Genomic DNA, 14544 nt, shown 5'->3' on the forward strand with positions numbered 1-14544 from the left:
CTCGGCAGGCTCTACTGACCAGCATGATCCGGGGCGGCGCGGAGCACCAACGCAGGGCTGCCGGAAGGAGACCCCGGGCCGGGTGCAACCGGGCGGCGGCTTTTCCGCGTGAAGGGGACAAACGCCATTGTTCCGGCGCTACGGGACCACGTCGGGGGGTGTGACCAGGGAGGACCGATGACCGCCACGCACCCGCCGCTGACCGACCGCGAACTCCAGACGCTCCGGCACGTCGCGGCGGGCCGTACCTATCTCCAGACGGCTCGCGCCATGGGCGTGTCCCGGCACACGGTGGACACCTACATGCGCCGCATCCGCGCCAAGCTCGGCCACGCGAGCATGGCCGAGCTGACGCGGATCGCGGTCTCCCTGGGGCTGTGAACTCCCCGGGCGTTGCCGGTCAGCCGTTGGCGAGGGCCTGCACCCGGTCCAGCGCCCCGTTGAACCTGTCGTGGTCGCCGACGGTCGGGCCGGAGGAGGTGTACTGCCACATCGTGTAGTACGACCAGCCGGCCGGCAGCGTCCCCGGGTCGGAGGCGTAGCGGGCGATCCACAGCGGGTTGTTCGCCGCGAAGCCGCCGTAGTTGCCGGTGCAGTCGCTCCACCAGCTGGTCGCCGTGTAGATCACGGGGTAGCGGCTGGTGAGCGACTTGTAGGTGTTGATGAAGTCGGCGATCCAGCTGACCATCTGGCTCGCGCTCTTGCCGTAGCACTCGGCGCCGTACGGGTTCCACTCGATGTCGAGCGCGCCCGGCAGGGTCTTGCCGTCCCTGGACCAGCCGCCGCCGTGGCTGACGAAGTAGCTCGCCTGGGTGGCGCCGCTGGTGGTGTCCGGGGTCGCGAAGTGATAGGCGCCGCGGATCATGCCCACGTTGTACGAGCCGTTGTACTGCTGGGCGAAGTACGGGTTCGTGTAGTACGTGCCTTCCGTCGCCTTCGTGTACGCCCACCTGACCCCGCTGCTCCACAGGGTCGACCAGGCGACGTTGCCCTGGTAGCCGGCGACGTCCACGCCCTCGGTCTGGGTGACGTCACCGGAGGTGGGGGTGCCGTCCCGGCCGTCGTGCGCGAGGACGCCCATGCCCATGTAGGCGGAACCGCGGCTGGGCGTGCTCGCGGCGTGGGCGGAGGTGAGGGGCAGGGTGAGGGAGAGCGCCGCGAGCAGGGCCGTGACGAGGACGGCGAGCGGGCGCGGGCGGACGGAGCGGTCCGAACCGGGTCTGTGCACGGGCATGACGTGCCTCCGGAGAGTGGGGTGGGGGGAACGTGGCCGTGACCGTGTACCGGATGCCGCACTGGCGTGGGCATGCCATTCATTGCCTGGTAAAGAAGCTACGCACGTAGATGATGGCGTGGGAAGGGGGTCCGGACGCCGCCGTTGGTCTACGCCTGCGAAATACTGACGGAGCTGCGGCAATGACGATTTTTGGCAGAAACTTTCAGGACGGCGAAACCGAGCAGGGGTGCTGACGTGCACGAGGACGGAAACGGCGACGCACATCGCGGCGCCCACGAGACGACGCCCAGTGGTGCGGACCAGGAATTCCTGGCGCTGGAGCGGGAGTTGACGGTGCTGCTGCGGCGTGCCCGGGCCAACCAGGGTGAGATGGCCCGCGAGGTCCATCCGGACCTGGAGTCCTCCGCGTACGGACTGCTCATCCGCCTTGACGAGCTGGGCGGCCAGCGGGCCACGGAACTCGCCGCCTACATCGGCGTCGGCAAGGCCACCATGTCCCGCCAGCTGCGCGCCCTGGAGGAACTGGGCCTGATCGCCCGCGAACCCGACCCCGCCGACGGCCGCGCCTGGCTCGTCACCCTGACCGACGAGGGGCGCGGCCGGGTCGGCAAGGTCCGCGAGGCGCGCCGCGCCCGCTACGTCCGCCAGCTCTCCCACTGGGACCGCACCGAGGTCGCGGAACTGGCCCGGCTGCTGAACCAGTTGAACCGGGTCATGGAGAAGTAGCCGCGTTCCCCGTCGGTCACAGCTCCACGTAGACCACCGTCGCGTCGTCGTGCGTCTTGCTCCGCCCCAACGACGCGCGCGACTCGCGGTCCGCCGTCTCCAGGTCCCGCACCCGGTCCACCAGCGACCGGGCGCCCTCCTTCGCGACCACGTCGAACAGGGCGGCCCAGTCGCCCTCGTGGAACTTCTCCGTCCAGCGGGTCGCGCCGTCGGTCAGCGCGGCCAGGGCGCGCACCGCACCGCGGGGCAGGGTGCCGGCGACCGCGCGGGCGGCCACCGCGGGATCGGCGGCGGCCGTGAAGAAGCCGCCCTCCTTGTTGCGCAGGGTGGCGTCCACCAGGGCGTCGGTGGCGAGCGCGGAGCGCGGGAGCCGGGCCAGACGGTCGTCCAGGACCGGGGTGACCTTCCCGTCCGGCCCCTGGAGCAGCAGCGCGGAGTCGGACAGCACCAGGTACTCGACCGTCTCGGCGGACCAGCGGGCCAGCGCGACAGTCGCCTGCGGTGTACGCGGGTGAGAAAGCTCACAGGTCTGCGCATGGGCCCCGGCGGTGCGGCCGATCGCCCGCGAGAGGACCTCCGGGAGCGTCAGATCTCTGCCCGAAACGGTCAGTTCGGTCAGCGCGCCGCCGAGCCGGGCGGTGAACCAGGGGACGGAATGCAGACACCCCGTCCCGCCCCGGGGCGGAGTGACTCCGTCCAGGACGATCACACAACCTCCCTGTCCGGAGGCGGGTAGTCCGACACCGGCGAAGTCCTCGTTGGGGCGGTTCGGATCGCCGGGTTCCGAAACGAGATCAGTTCGCATCCGGCCAGTCTGCACGAGCCCTTCACAGGATTCGCCAAAGGCTGGCAACTGCCGTCGAATTGACACGACCCCGCAGGTCAGGCGCCTGGTTTGGGGGGGAATGAGCGACTCCGGGAAGGCGTGGTGGCGAATACTGCCAAAGCCTGCCGCGTGCGTCCAACCGGCGTGCCGCGAAGGCACCTCGCACGCGCCACGGGAACTTGCCCGCCAACTCCCCTCCGATGTTCACTCCTTCGGGTGGCGGGTCAGGTGATGCGCGACCCCCGCCGACCGGCGCTGGGAGGGTCGGGAACCGTACGAACCGGGTGTACGCACCACCACTTGGCACCGCGATGACGGGGCGCCACCCGGGCCCCTGGGTAGACGAGTTCAGGATTGCGAGCACCGGTGCAGAAAAAGCGGCCTCGGCGCACAGGCAGGCAGACGGACCCCGCGGGGACCGCCCAGCAGACCCCCGTGGGCAGCGGCCGCCCCACCCATGTGCGCACCCGGCTGATCGTCGCTGTCGCCGTGGTGGCCGCCGCGATCGCCGGCGCCGGGGTGCCCGGCCTGATCGGCGCCTCCCAGGACGTCGGCGACTCCCAGGATCTGGTGACCCTGGCCGCCCGTACCCAGGACGCCCTCGCCCTCGCGAACTCCCTCGCCGACGAGCGTGACGAGGTCACCACCTACATAGCGGCGGGTCGCCCCAAGGCGAAGGCCCCCTCCGAGGACCGCAGTGCCCGCGTCGACCGGCAGGTCGAGGACCTGCGCGCCGAGTCCGACACCCCGGCGAGCCTGCGCGGCGACCTCGACGGCATCTCCGCCGTCCGGCGGGCCGCCCTCACCGGCAAGAGCACGGCCCTGCAGGCCCACCAGGCGTACTCGGCGGCCATCACCGAACTGCACCGGCTCGCCGAGCAGCTCGCCGACCGGACACCCCCGCGGGCCGGCTCCGGCGCCCACGCGTTCGCCGAACTGGACACCGCCGTCCAGCAGTCCGCCGCCGCCCGCGGCCTGCTGCTGGCCGCGCTGAACGTGCCGTCCACCACCAAGACGGTGATCAACCCGGTCACCGGCCTGGCCACCACGACCTCCACCGTCTCCGAGGCCGACCGCAAGCAGCGCGACGCGCTGACCGCCGCCGCCCAGCAGGCCCGGCTGCGCGCCGACGCGGCCCTCGCCGACTTCCGCGCGACCGCCCCCGCGAAGGCCGTCGACTCCTACGACTCCACGGTCACCGGCGCCGACGTCAACTCGGCGGAGAAGTACCTGGCCACGCTCACCGACCAGCCGACGCTGACCGACGGCGAGCTGGCCACCAGCACCAAGAAGCTGGACGCGGCCCTGTCCGCCCGCGTCGACCTGATGCGCGGCGCGGAGTCGGCGCTCTACGACCACCGCACCAAGGACCTGGCGCAGCTCCGCGACGACGACGTCACGGCGCTGGAGATCCGCATCGCCGTACTCGGCGCCCTGATGCTGGTGGCCGTGGGCATCGCCACCGCCATGGCCCGCACCCTGACCCGCCCCCTGTCGGTGCTGCGCCGCGGCTCGGCCCGGCTGGCCGAGGCCGGGGACCCGGCCGCCCAGGAGCCGATCGCCTTCACCGGCCGCAACGACGAGTTCGCCCAGGTCGTCCGCTCGGTCAACGCCCTGCACGCACACGCGGCCGCCCTGCACGAGCGCGTGACCACGTTGGAGACCGACCGCAGGCACCTGATCGGCCAGCGGCAGAAGATGGCCGACGCCCGCGAGGCCCTCCAGGCCGAGCTGAGCCAGGCCGCCGAGCGGCTGGAGCGGCTGCGCGACAGCATCGGCGGCACGTTCGTGAACCTCTCGCTGCGCACCCTCGGCCTGGTCGAACGCCAGCTCGCGGTCATCGAGGGCCTGGAGGACCGCGAACAGGACCCGGACCGCCTCGCGACCCTCTTCAAACTGGACCACTTCGCCACCGTCATGCGCCGCCACAGCGAGAACCTGCTGGTCCTGGCCGGTGCCGAGCACGTCCAGCAGCACCACGGACCGGTGCCGCTGGTCGACGTGGTCCGGGCCGGCGTCAGCGAGATCGAACGCTACGAACGCGTACGCATCGCGGCCCTGCCCCCGCACGCCCATGTGGCGGGCTTCGCCGCCGACGACCTCTCCCACCTGCTGGCCGAGCTGATGGAGAACGCCACCGCGTTCTCCCCGCCCGAGATGCCGGTGGAGGTCTCCGGCTGGCTGCTGGAGAGCGGCGAGGTGATGCTCTCGGTCCAGGACGAGGGCATCGGCATGGCGACCGACCGCCTCGGCCGCCTCAACCAGCGCCTGGCCGACTTCGACCCCGGGACGACGTACGGCGACGAGGGCGACACCGGTCTCGGTCTCGGCCTGTACGTCGTCGCCCGGCTCGCCCAGCGCCACGGCGTCCGCGTGCAGCTGCGCGAGCAGAAGCAGGGCGGCATCGCGGCGGTCGTCGTCCTGCCGGCCACCCTCCTCGCCGACGCCCCGCCGACCGCGCTGCCCCCGCAGGCCACGCACCTGAGCGGCACCAGCTCCTACTCCCTCCCCGGGGCCGACGCCGAGGTCAACTCCAACGTCCTGCACGCCCGCACCAAGGACACGGACCCGCTGGTCGCCCTGGCGGAGCAGGTGGTGCGGGGCGTCGCCGCCGGCCGGGGCGACGTGCCCGGCGAGGCCGAGGACACGGAGCGGGCGGTCCACGAACAGGCCGACCCGGGCGTCCAGAACACGGAGACCCGCCCCAAGGCCCCGGCGGAGACCTACGCCGAGTCGACGATGGAACTGCTGCTCCCGGACCTCGCGACGGAGCCCACGGAGCCCACGGAGCCGGCGGCCGCCGGCGGCGGCCAGGACGCCCCGCACGGGCCACCCGCACCCGAAGACCAGAGCCGCACGGACGGTGCGGGCATCCCCGCCCAAGCCGAAGCCGAGGCGGAGACCGAGGCCGAGGCGGAGGCCGAGGACCAGGTCACGAGCAAGGGCCTGCCCAAGCGCACGCCCAAGATCACCGCGCCCGCCGCCCCGCCCCGCAGGCGCAGCACAAGCGTCGACGCCGAAGCCCTCCGCAGGAGGCTCGGCGGGTTCCGCCAGGGCGCCCAGGCCGGCTACCGCGACGTGGAGGCGGAGATCGCCGAACGGACCGCCGGCCATCAGCGGCCCGCCAGTTACGCACACGCCGAAGAAGTCACGGGGGGCACAGCCGAGGAGGCAAGCAGTTGACCGCGCCCAGTACCTACGGACTGAGCAGTGAGGCCCGCAACCTGCACTGGCTGCTGACCAACCTGGTCGAGGAAGTCCCCGGCATCCAGTCCGTCGCCGTGGTCTCCTCGGACGGTCTGCTGCTCCTTTCGTCCGACCCGGGGCACGCGGAACGGTCCCGGCCGGCCCGCCCGGTGAAAGGGCCCCGCGGCTCCTCCGCCGACCTGGCCACCATCGTCTCCGGCATCGGCAGCCTCACCGTCGGTGCCGCCAAGCTGATGGAGTCCGGCGGCGTCAAGCACACGATGATCGCGATGGAGGAGGGGAGCCTGTTCGTGATGTCGATCAGTGACGGCTCGCTGCTCGGCGTGCACGGCAGCGCCGAGTGCGACATGAGCGTGGTGGCGTACCACATGGCGCTGTTCGTGGGCCGCGCCGGGCACGTCCTCACCCCGGAACTCCGCTCGGAGCTACGGCAGTCACTGGAGGCCCAGTCGACCGGGAGCGCCCGATGAGCGGCACATCGAAACTGCCCGTGCGCGGCGGCGAACGCAAGCCCGCCCGCGTCCGCCCCTACTCGCTCACCGGCGGCCGTACCCGCTTCGGCCACGTCCTCCTCGTGGAGACGTTCGTGGCCGCGCTGGAGGCCCCGGAGGAGCGCAAGGAACTGACGAATGGTTCCCTCACCACCCGGGTCATGCCGGAGATGCGGGCCATCGTCGAACTGTGCCGCCGTATGCGCACGGTGGCCGAGATCGCCGCGCTGCTGAAGATGCCGCTCGGCGTGGTCCGCGTTCTCCTGAGCGATCTCGCGGACCAGGGAAAGATCCGTGTGTACGGCACCGGAACCGGTCACGGCACCGGCCGCCCGGACCGCGCTCTGCTGGAAAGGGTGCTGAGTGGACTCCGCCGTCTCTGACGCCGCCGGCGTCGCTTCCTTCGTCGAGCCCGACGAGGACCTGAAGTCCTGGCAGACGGACCGCACCCGGGCCCCCATCGCCACGAAGATCGTGGTGGCCGGGGGCTTCGGCGTCGGCAAGACCACGTTGGTCACCTCCGTCTCGGAGATCACGCCCCTGCAGACGGAGGCGCTGATGACCGAGGCGAGCGAGGAGACCGACGACCTGACCGCCACGCCGGGCAAGCTCACCACCACCGTGGCCATGGACTTCGGCCGCCTCACGCTCGACGACGACCTGGTGCTCTACCTGTTCGGCACGCCGGGCCAGCAGCGGTTCTGGTTCATGTGGGACGACCTGGTGCGTGGCGCGATCGGCGCGGTCGTCATGGCTGACACCCGCCGGCTGAAGGACTGTTTCCCGGCGCTGGACTACTTCGAGAGCTGCGGGCTGCCGTACGTCGTCGCGGTCAACCACTTCGACGGCAGCGAGGTGTTCGAACCGGAGGACGTCCGGGAGGCGCTGACGATACCCGCGCACATCCCTGTCATGATCATGGATGCGCGGCGTCGGATCTCGGTCATCGAAACCCTCCTGGCCCTGGTCGGCCACGCGCTGGACGAAACCCCCGAGTAGTCCCCGAGCAGTACCCGTTAGGAGTCCCCACCCGCATGCGGAAGATACTCGTCGTCGGAGCCGGCCAGTCCGGTCTCCAGCTCGCCCTCGGCCTGCAGTCGCACGGCTACGAGGTCACCCTGATGTCGAACCGGACCGCGGACGAGATCCGCACCGGACGGGTCATGTCGACGCAGTGCATGTTCCACACGGCACTGCAGCACGAGCGCGACCTCCAGCTGAACTTCTGGGAGTCCCAGGCCCCGAAGATCGAGGGGCTCGGCGTCTCCGTCGCGGCCCCCGGCTCGCACGACCCGGGGCCCACACAGCGGGCGATCGACTGGGTGGGCAGGCTCGACGGGTACGCGCAGTCCGTCGACCAGCGGGTGAAGATGGCCGGCTGGATGGAGACGTTCGCGCAGCGCGGCGGCCAGCTGGTCATCCACGGCGCGGCGGTCGGGGACCTCGACTACTTCTCCCGCACCTACGACCTCGTCCTGGTCTCGGCCGGCAAGGGCGAGCTGGTCCAGATGTTCGGCCGCGACGCCTCGCGTTCGCCGTACAGCGAGCCGCAGCGCGCGCTGGCCGTGGCGTACGTCCACGGGCTCGGCCCGCGCCCCGAGCACCCCGAGTTCGACGCGGTCCGCTGCAACCTGGTCCCCGGGGTCGGCGAGCTGTTCATCATGCCCACGCTGACCACGTCCGGCCGCGCCGACATCCTGTTCTGGGAGGGCATACCCGGCGGTCCGCTCGACGTCTTCAACGGCGTCAAGGACCCGGCGGAGCACCTCTCCCTGACCCTGGAACTCATGGAGAAGTTCACGCCCTGGGAGTACGCGCGGGCGACGAAGGTCGAACTCACCGACGCGGGCGGCACACTGGCCGGCCGCTACGCCCCGACGGTCCGCAACCCCGTCGGCCGGCTGCCCGGCGGCGGCCTGGTCCTCGGCGTCGCGGATGTCGTCGTGGCCAACGACCCGATCACCGGCCAGGGCTCCAACTCCGCCTCCAAGTGCGCGGCGTCGTATCTCGCGTCGATCCTGGAGCACGGGGAGAAGGAGTTCGACGAGGAGTGGATGCAGAGCACGTTCGACCGGTACTGGAACACGGCCCAGCACGTCACCAAGTGGACGAACGCGATGCTGGCGCCGCCGCCGGAGCACATCCTGAACCTGATCGGCGCCGCCGGCCAGCTCCAGCCGGTCGCCGACCGGTTCGCCAACGCGTTCAACGACCCGGCGGACTTCGAGAACTTCTTCTACGAGCCCGAGAAGACCGAGGCCTACCTGGCGTCGGTGGCGGGAGCCTGATCCGGGCGTACGGCACCGAGCACCGGATAGGACGCCAGGGGTGACACCTCGACGTTCGCTCCGGGGCGCGGTGCCTGTACGACCTCGCCGTTGCCCACGTACATCGCCACGTGTGTCGCGTCGGGGAAGTACACCACCAGATCCCCCGGGCGCAGTTCGCTGAACGGGATCCTTGTCAGGTGCTGCCACTGCTCCCGGGCGGTGCGGGGGATCGGTGTGCCCGCGTGCCCCCACGCCTGTGCGGTCAGGCCCGAGCAGTCGTAGGAACCGGGGCCCTCGGTGCCCCACGCGTACGGCTTGCCGAGCTGGTCCAGGGCGTAGCGGACCGCGCGGGCGCCCGCGGGCGAGGCCGGACGGTTCGCGGGAAGGGCGCCCGCGGTGGTGAGCCTCTGCTGCGCCGTGGTGACGCCCTGCTGTTCCAGGGCGGCGACGGCGGCCAGCTGGGCCGGCGTGAGGGTGGCCAGCAGGCGTTCCACGCCGGCCAGCTCGGCCTGGACGCCGTCGCGCTGCTTCCTCTGCCGGTCGGCGAGGACGAGCTGGGTGTCCAGCGCCTTGCGGGCGGCCCGGGCGAGGGCGTCCCGCTGCCGTTCCGTGGCGGTCAGCCGGGTCACCGTCCGGACCCGCTCACGGGCCAGTTCGCCGATGACGTGGCCCTCGTCCAGCGCGTGCTGCGGGTCGGGGGAGAGGAGCAGGCGGACGTACGGGCCGAGACCGTCGGTGCTCTGGTACTGCTGGCGGGCCAGTCGTCCGACGTCGGTCCTGCTGTCCTGCAGGGCGAGCCGGGCGCGGGCCAGTTCGCCGTCGAGGCGGGACACCTCCGCGCGCTGCCGTTCCAGCTGCTCGGCCGTGGCGTTGTAGGTCTCGGTGGCCCGTTCGGTCTGCCGGTACAGCTGCTGGAGGGCCGTCAGCAGCTGGGACACGGACCGCTGCGGCTCCGGTGCGGCTGCGGCGGGTGCGGGTACGAGGACGGCCTGGGCCGCCACGGTGGCCGTACAGGCCAGGCGCAGTAGCATTCCTGACACATCATCACCTCGGGTGCGGGGAGGTCCCGGTGGGCGGGCTGTTCACCTCCTATCGCACCGCGATAATCAGATGTATCCGTGTGGCGCGCGCCCGGCGTGCGCGATTCGGCGCAGGCCTGTCACTCGTCCGGGGAGCCCGGCCCGCCGTGCGGCGTGGTGCCCGGCTTCGACCAGGGCCACCTGAGTTTCCCGCCGGACGTGTCGTCCGGGTCGTACGCGTACTTCCATCCCTGGATCAGGCCGAGCCGCCTGCTGTGGCCGCGCGGCACACGGCGGTAGACGAGCACCGTGGGCGGGCCGCCGTCCGGGGCCGGGACGGGGATGCGGTAGGTCTTCGGGGGGTGCCCGGTGGGCCCGACCATGACCGGCAGCACGCGCCCGTCCATGGGGCCGCCCTCGAAGGGGGTGTCCTGACTCTTCACGGCTTCAGTTTCGGCCATCCTCGGCGAGCTCGCCGACGACGGTGGCCGTCTGCGGGTCCCGGGCCGCGGTGACCGTGAGGACGGCCACGAACTGTTCCACCAGCCAGGCGCGCAGCTCCTCCACCGGGGGCTGCTTGTCCTCGTCCAGCCAGATCAGCGAGGCCGCCTCCACGGCGGTGATCCAGGTCCGGACGGTCATGCGCAGCCGGGGGCCGGGGTCGGCGACCCCGAGGTGGCTGTAGATGTGCTCGGCGGCGGCCCGGCGGACCCCGTCGACGATGGCCGTGGTCCGCGAGGTCTCGACCACGCTGCCGCCCTGGAGCAGCGCGCTGAAGCCGGTGTCGTGCTCGTCGACGAAGGCCAGATACCGCTCCAGGGCGCGGGACAGGCGGGGCAGCAGGGGTCCCTTGCGGGGCTCGTCGAAGCACAGCTGGAGCTCTTCGGCGGCGGAGCGCAGCGCGGCCTCGTACAGCTGCTGCTTGCCGCCCGGGAAGTACCGGTACACCAGGGGGCGCGACACTCCGGCCGCCTCCGCCACGTCGTCCAGCGACACGTCCTCGGGGGCGCGGTGGGCGAAGAGCGACAGGGCGGCGCCGAGCAGCTGACTTCGCCGCTCCTCGACACTGAGTCGGCGGTAGGCGGGGGTGGCGGCCGGGGTCATGGACCGCAGCCTAATCGCTCCGCTCAGGGGACCGTCCGTCGTCGGCCGGTCCGCCGTGGCCGGTCGGTCACGCCAACAAGCCCGACGACCTCCACAGTCGCCGCCCGACCCCCCTGAGCACACCGATGTCGTCCAGGAAGTCGGTCAGCCGCCGGGCGCCGGTCTGCATGACCTCCCTGCGGTGTCCGCTCGCCTTCACCTGGGCCATCGCCTCCCGCTTGTCCAGTCCCACGTTCGTGTACACCTCGGGGTTCACGAAGGCGACCGAGAACACCCGCGCGAACTCGCCGGAGGTGACCCGGGTGAACTCCTGCGACCACTTCGGCGCCGTCACCATCTGGCGCCGCAGTTCCTCGCGGGCGTACCGGACATGGCGTGCCTCCTCGACCACGTGGATGCGCGTCACGCCCCGGATCAGCGGCTGGACCCGCTCGTCCGGGAACGTCAGCCGCTGCATCCAGTCCAGGACCTCCTCGCCGAGGAGGGTGGCCGTGAAGGAGCCGGGGGTGGTGGAGATGGTCTTGAAGAGGCGGCCGAGGTTCTGGTGGGCGCGGCTCACCGGGTACCAGGGCGTGCCGCCGTGCGAGATCAGCCGGGCGAACATCTTCGAGTGCCGGCACTCGTCCTCGATCTCGGTGAGGGCGTACCGGACGTGCGCGCTCGTCGCCGCCTTGTCGTAGATGTGCCGGACCAGGAGCTGCATCAGGATGATCTCGAACCAGATGCCGAGCGAGGCCAGGGCCGCCGCCTCGTGCTGGGACAGCAGGATCCGCTGCTCCTCGCTCATCCGCTTCCACATCGGCGTGTCGTACAGCGACACCAGCTCCGGCGGCCAGAACCACTTGCCCTCCTCGAAGGGCGCGTCCCAGTCCAGCTCCTTGTCCGGGTCGAAGGAGTGCTTGGCGGAGGAGACCAGCAGCCGTTCGGCCACCTGCTCCCGGTCCTTGAGCAGGCCGAGCGCGTCGCGCAGACCGTCCAGCGCGTCCGCTTCCGTCAGGGTCGTCATGGCTCCCTCACCTCGTTACCCGGGGGTAGTCGTCCTGGCTCTTATGAGACTGCTTGTCAGCAAGGTCGTCAATCCCCTGCGCGTGACTTGTTGACTTCACGTCTACGTGTGAGCCTGCGAGGTATGCCGACCCAAGACCTGTACGCCAACGACCCCGGTGACTCCACCTGGCAGGTGCCCGCGAGCGGCGCGGCCCGCTTCAGCTGGGAGTACGACGAAGGCCGCGAACGCCTTCTCGCCCTGTACCAGAAGGGCAAGGACAAGCAGTGGGACGGGCAGCAGCGCATCGACTGGGACCTGGAGGTCGACCCGTACGACGCGCTCGGCACGCCCGACGAGATGATGTCCCTGTACGGCACCAAGTACTGGGACAGGCTCACCGACAAGGACAAGGGCGACCTGCGCCGGCACTACGCCTCCTGGCAGTTCAGCCAGTTCCTGCACGGCGAGCAGGGCGCGATGATCTGCGCGGCGCGGATCGTGGAGTCGGTGCCCGACCTGGACGCCAAGTTCTACTCCGCCACCCAGACCATGGACGAGGCCCGGCACGCCGAGATCTACGGCCGCTTCCTGCACGAGAAGATCGGGCTCGTCTACCCGATCAACGACAACCTGCAGTCCCTGCTCGGGGACACCCTGCGCGACAGCCGCTGGGACATGCCGTACCTGGGCATGCAGGTCCTCATCGAGGGCCTGGCGCTGGCTGCGTTCGGGATGATCCGGGACACCACCGACAAGCCACTGCCCAAGCAGATCCTCACCTACGTCATGCAGGACGAGGCCCGGCACGTGGCCTTCGGCCGGCTCGCGCTGCGCGACTACTACAAGCAGCTCACCGACGCCGAACTGCGCGAGCGCGAGGAGTTCGTCATCGAGGGCTGCTACCTCATGCGCGACCGGCTGCGGGGCGCGGAGGTGCTGGAGAACTTCGGCATCCCCAAGGCCGAGGCGGAGGCGCTGAGTGAGCGCTCCGAGTTCCTCCAGCTGTTCCGCAGGCTGCTCTTCAGCCGGATCGTGCCCTGCGTCAAGGACATCGGGCTGTGGGGCAAGCGGCTGCAGCAGGCCTATGTGGACATGGGCGTGTTCGAGATGGGCGACGCCAATCTGGACCTGCTCATGGCCCAGGACGAGGAACTGGCCGAGCGGTTGGACGCCGAACGCTTCGCGGCCGAGGAGCGGGACCGGGTCGCGGAGGTGCGGGAGGCGATCGAGTCGGGGGCGGCGGAGAGCTGAGGCGGCCGTCGGGCCTGTCACCCGGGTGCAGTAGCGTGCTGGCGTGTCCATGCCTCCGTCGCCGCAGCAGCCGTACCCCAACGGCCCCCAGCAGCCGCCGTACCCGTACGGCCAGCAGCCCCCGCAGGCCGCCCCGGGCCCGTACGGCCAGCAGCCCCCGCAGGCCGCTCCCGGCCCGTACGGCTCCCCGTACCCGCAGCAGCAGGCGTACCCGCCCCAGCCGTACGCACAGCAGCCGTACCCGGCCTGGGGGGCGCCGCCCATGGCCCCCCTGCCGAAGAAGCGGCGGGTCGGGCTCGTCCTCGGGATCGTGGGCGGCGCCGTCGTGTCGGTCGTCGTGGTGCTCGTCCTGATCGGGATGGCGGCGAGCAGCGGCTTCCCCGCGGCGAAGAACAAGCTCACGCTGCCCAGGACGCTGCTCGACGGCAAGTACGAGCTCGCCCAGGACATGTCCGACACCGAGGGCAAGAAGGTGGAGAAGGAGGCCGACGGCGCCTGGGACGCCAAGGACATCCACGCCGTCACCGCCCGCTACAGCCCGGGCGGTGACAGCAGCAAGGGCATGCTGCTGGTGTCCGGCATGTACGGCCGCTTCAAGAACAAGGACGCCGTGCGGCGCAACATGCTCAAGGGCGCCACCGAGGCCGACAGCGTGACCGTGGACCAGGCGCCGAAGGACGTCACCCCCTCCGGTTCCGACGTCACGATCAGCTGCGAGGTGCTGACCCAGAAGGCGTCCCTGGTGACGATCACCTACCCGGTCTGCGCCTGGGCGGACGGCAACACGGCGGCCATCATCGGCGAGGCCGCCCTGCCGGCGCCCGACCCGTCCGACGTGGACCTCGACGCGGCCGCCCGGCACACCGTCAAGGTCCGCTCCGAGATGCTCAGGCCGGTCGGCTGACCTCGGCCGTCTCCTGCGGCGTCCCCGGCGCCGGGAACGACGTCCGCAGGGTGAAGGCGTACGGCGTCGCGCCGTGCTCGCGCAGGTGCAGCAGCCGGTCCTCCGCCTCGGCCACGGTCGGGCGGTGACCGGCCGGCACCCACCACGCCGCCGTCACCGCCTCCGCGAGCTGCTCGAACCACTCCCTGCGCCGGGAGAGCAACTCCCGGTGCAGGCCCTGGTACATGAACGCCGTCAGCGCGTTCAGGTCCCGCCAGGTCGTCAGGTTGATGATCAGCCACTCGTCGCCGAGGACCGGGATGTCGGTGGCGTTGCCGGAGTCGCTCTGCAGCCTCCAGACGAAGCCGTCCGCGGCGTCCGCCGCCTCGTTGACCGGGTCGAGCGAGTCGACGAAGAACTTCAACTCAGGTGAGTCCAAAGGGAACTTGAGGCGGGCGATGTTGACTTCGGCGAGTTCGTACGCGGGCGCATCGGTCATGACCGAACGGTAGGTCGGCCGTGCTCGCCGGCGGAATCCCCGT

At 71.2% G+C, this 14544-nt stretch carries 16 protein-coding genes; 9 read left to right on the forward strand and 7 right to left on the reverse strand.

The features are described 5' to 3' along the window. The first annotated feature begins 177 nt into the window (after positions 1–177). The gene (locus tag AB0D93_RS14895; RefSeq protein ID WP_362118800.1) at positions 178–381 is read left to right on the forward strand and encodes a helix-turn-helix transcriptional regulator; all 204 of its coding nucleotides are present in this window, start codon (positions 178–180) and stop codon (positions 379–381) included. 19 nt (positions 382–400) lie between these two features. On the opposite strand, the gene AB0D93_RS14900 is transcribed toward AB0D93_RS14895, so the two are convergent. Beyond that, positions 401–1234 (reverse strand): lysozyme, encoded by an 834-nt coding sequence (locus AB0D93_RS14900; protein WP_362118803.1) that lies wholly within the window; start codon positions 1232–1234, stop codon positions 401–403. A 237-nt stretch (positions 1235–1471) separates the two neighbouring features. Here AB0D93_RS14900 and AB0D93_RS14905 point away from each other — a divergent pair, with 237 nt between their 5' ends. Next, positions 1472–1963: a MarR family transcriptional regulator gene (locus tag AB0D93_RS14905; RefSeq protein WP_362118806.1), complete on the forward strand. Its 492-nt coding sequence runs from the start codon at positions 1472–1474 to the stop codon at positions 1961–1963. Positions 1964–1979: 16 nt separating this feature from the next. On the opposite strand, the gene AB0D93_RS14910 is transcribed toward AB0D93_RS14905, so the two are convergent. Beyond that, a complete protein-coding gene (locus tag AB0D93_RS14910) occupies positions 1980–2768 on the reverse strand; it encodes a protein phosphatase 2C domain-containing protein (protein ID WP_362118809.1) in 789 nt (262 codons plus the stop codon). Positions 2769–3155: 387 nt separating this feature from the next. On the opposite strand from AB0D93_RS14910, the gene AB0D93_RS14915 reads away from it, so the two are divergent. The 5 genes from AB0D93_RS14915 to AB0D93_RS14935 are packed head-to-tail and all read left to right on the forward strand — an operon-like array spanning position 3156 to position 8775. Then, entirely contained in the window at positions 3156–5972 is a 2817-nt protein-coding gene (locus AB0D93_RS14915) for a nitrate- and nitrite sensing domain-containing protein (protein ID WP_362118812.1), read from the forward strand. Then, positions 5969–6466, forward strand: coding sequence for a roadblock/LC7 domain-containing protein (locus AB0D93_RS14920; protein WP_362118815.1), 498 nt, complete (start codon positions 5969–5971; stop codon positions 6464–6466). Before AB0D93_RS14915 ends, AB0D93_RS14920 begins: the two co-directional genes overlap by 4 nt. Next, positions 6463–6870 (forward strand): DUF742 domain-containing protein, encoded by a 408-nt coding sequence (locus tag AB0D93_RS14925; protein ID WP_362118818.1) that lies wholly within the window; start codon positions 6463–6465, stop codon positions 6868–6870. Before AB0D93_RS14920 ends, AB0D93_RS14925 begins: the two co-directional genes overlap by 4 nt. Further along, positions 6851–7486 carry an ATP/GTP-binding protein gene (locus AB0D93_RS14930; protein ID WP_362118821.1) on the forward strand — a complete coding sequence of 212 codons (636 nt, stop codon included), beginning with the start codon at positions 6851–6853 and terminating at the stop codon, positions 7484–7486. Before AB0D93_RS14925 ends, AB0D93_RS14930 begins: the two co-directional genes overlap by 20 nt. A gap of 35 nt (positions 7487–7521) precedes the next feature. Beyond that, positions 7522–8775: a styrene monooxygenase/indole monooxygenase family protein gene (locus AB0D93_RS14935; protein ID WP_362118825.1), complete on the forward strand. Its 1254-nt coding sequence runs from the start codon at positions 7522–7524 to the stop codon at positions 8773–8775. Here the strand turns inward: AB0D93_RS14935 and AB0D93_RS14940 are convergent. The 4 genes from AB0D93_RS14940 to AB0D93_RS14955 all read right to left on the reverse strand — a co-directional run bounded on the left by AB0D93_RS14940 (position 8748) and on the right by AB0D93_RS14955 (position 11886). After that, complete coding sequence (locus AB0D93_RS14940) at positions 8748–9797, reverse strand: C40 family peptidase (RefSeq protein WP_362118828.1); 1050 nt, start codon at positions 9795–9797, stop codon at positions 8748–8750. The two genes, AB0D93_RS14935 and AB0D93_RS14940, sit on opposite strands and share 28 nt — an antisense overlap. A gap of 119 nt (positions 9798–9916) precedes the next feature. Next, positions 9917–10237, reverse strand: coding sequence for a hypothetical protein (locus tag AB0D93_RS14945; RefSeq protein WP_362118831.1), 321 nt, complete (start codon positions 10235–10237; stop codon positions 9917–9919). Continuing rightward, positions 10224–10880 carry a TetR/AcrR family transcriptional regulator gene (locus AB0D93_RS14950; protein WP_362118834.1) on the reverse strand — a complete coding sequence of 219 codons (657 nt, stop codon included), beginning with the start codon at positions 10878–10880 and terminating at the stop codon, positions 10224–10226. The genes AB0D93_RS14945 and AB0D93_RS14950 overlap by 14 nt, the downstream gene beginning before the upstream one ends. A 67-nt stretch (positions 10881–10947) precedes the next feature. Further along, entirely contained in the window at positions 10948–11886 is a 939-nt protein-coding gene (locus AB0D93_RS14955) for a diiron oxygenase (protein WP_362118837.1), read from the reverse strand. Positions 11887–12009: 123 nt separating this feature from the next. On the opposite strand from AB0D93_RS14955, the gene AB0D93_RS14960 reads away from it, so the two are divergent. Next, positions 12010–13119: a ferritin-like domain-containing protein gene (locus tag AB0D93_RS14960; RefSeq protein WP_362118840.1), complete on the forward strand. Its 1110-nt coding sequence runs from the start codon at positions 12010–12012 to the stop codon at positions 13117–13119. Positions 13120–13168: 49 nt separating this feature from the next. After that, complete coding sequence (locus tag AB0D93_RS14965) at positions 13169–14023, forward strand: hypothetical protein (protein WP_362119151.1); 855 nt, start codon at positions 13169–13171, stop codon at positions 14021–14023. On the opposite strand, the gene AB0D93_RS14970 is transcribed toward AB0D93_RS14965, so the two are convergent. Continuing rightward, positions 14007–14501, reverse strand: coding sequence for a DUF3291 domain-containing protein (locus AB0D93_RS14970; protein ID WP_362118843.1), 495 nt, complete (start codon positions 14499–14501; stop codon positions 14007–14009). The two genes, AB0D93_RS14965 and AB0D93_RS14970, sit on opposite strands and share 17 nt — an antisense overlap. Positions 14502–14544 lie beyond the last annotated feature (43 nt).

Source organism: Streptomyces sp. NPDC048191 (assembly GCF_040652655.1).
In the GTDB taxonomy this organism is placed as follows: Bacteria; Actinomycetota; Actinomycetes; order Streptomycetales; family Streptomycetaceae; genus Streptomyces.

Excerpts from the sequence above, each read along its gene's own strand:
- AB0D93_RS14895 (WP_362118800.1), top strand. The coding sequence starts at position 178 with ATGACCGCCACGCACCCGCCGCTGACCGACCGCGAACTCCAGACGCTC.
- AB0D93_RS14900 (WP_362118803.1), bottom strand. The coding sequence starts at position 1,234 with ATGCCCGTGCACAGACCCGGTTCGGACCGCTCCGTCCGCCCGCGCCCG.
- AB0D93_RS14910 (WP_362118809.1), bottom strand. The coding sequence starts at position 2,768 with ATGCGAACTGATCTCGTTTCGGAACCCGGCGATCCGAACCGCCCCAAC.
- AB0D93_RS14925 (WP_362118818.1), top strand. The coding sequence starts at position 6,463 with ATGAGCGGCACATCGAAACTGCCCGTGCGCGGCGGCGAACGCAAGCCC.
- AB0D93_RS14935 (WP_362118825.1), top strand. The coding sequence starts at position 7,522 with ATGCGGAAGATACTCGTCGTCGGAGCCGGCCAGTCCGGTCTCCAGCTC.
- AB0D93_RS14945 (WP_362118831.1), bottom strand. The coding sequence starts at position 10,237 with ATGGCCGAAACTGAAGCCGTGAAGAGTCAGGACACCCCCTTCGAGGGC.
- AB0D93_RS14950 (WP_362118834.1), bottom strand. The coding sequence starts at position 10,880 with ATGACCCCGGCCGCCACCCCCGCCTACCGCCGACTCAGTGTCGAGGAG.
- AB0D93_RS14955 (WP_362118837.1), bottom strand. The coding sequence starts at position 11,886 with ATGACGACCCTGACGGAAGCGGACGCGCTGGACGGTCTGCGCGACGCG.
- AB0D93_RS14960 (WP_362118840.1), top strand. The coding sequence starts at position 12,010 with ATGCCGACCCAAGACCTGTACGCCAACGACCCCGGTGACTCCACCTGG.
- AB0D93_RS14965 (WP_362119151.1), top strand. The coding sequence starts at position 13,169 with ATGCCTCCGTCGCCGCAGCAGCCGTACCCCAACGGCCCCCAGCAGCCG.
- AB0D93_RS14970 (WP_362118843.1), bottom strand. The coding sequence starts at position 14,501 with ATGACCGATGCGCCCGCGTACGAACTCGCCGAAGTCAACATCGCCCGC.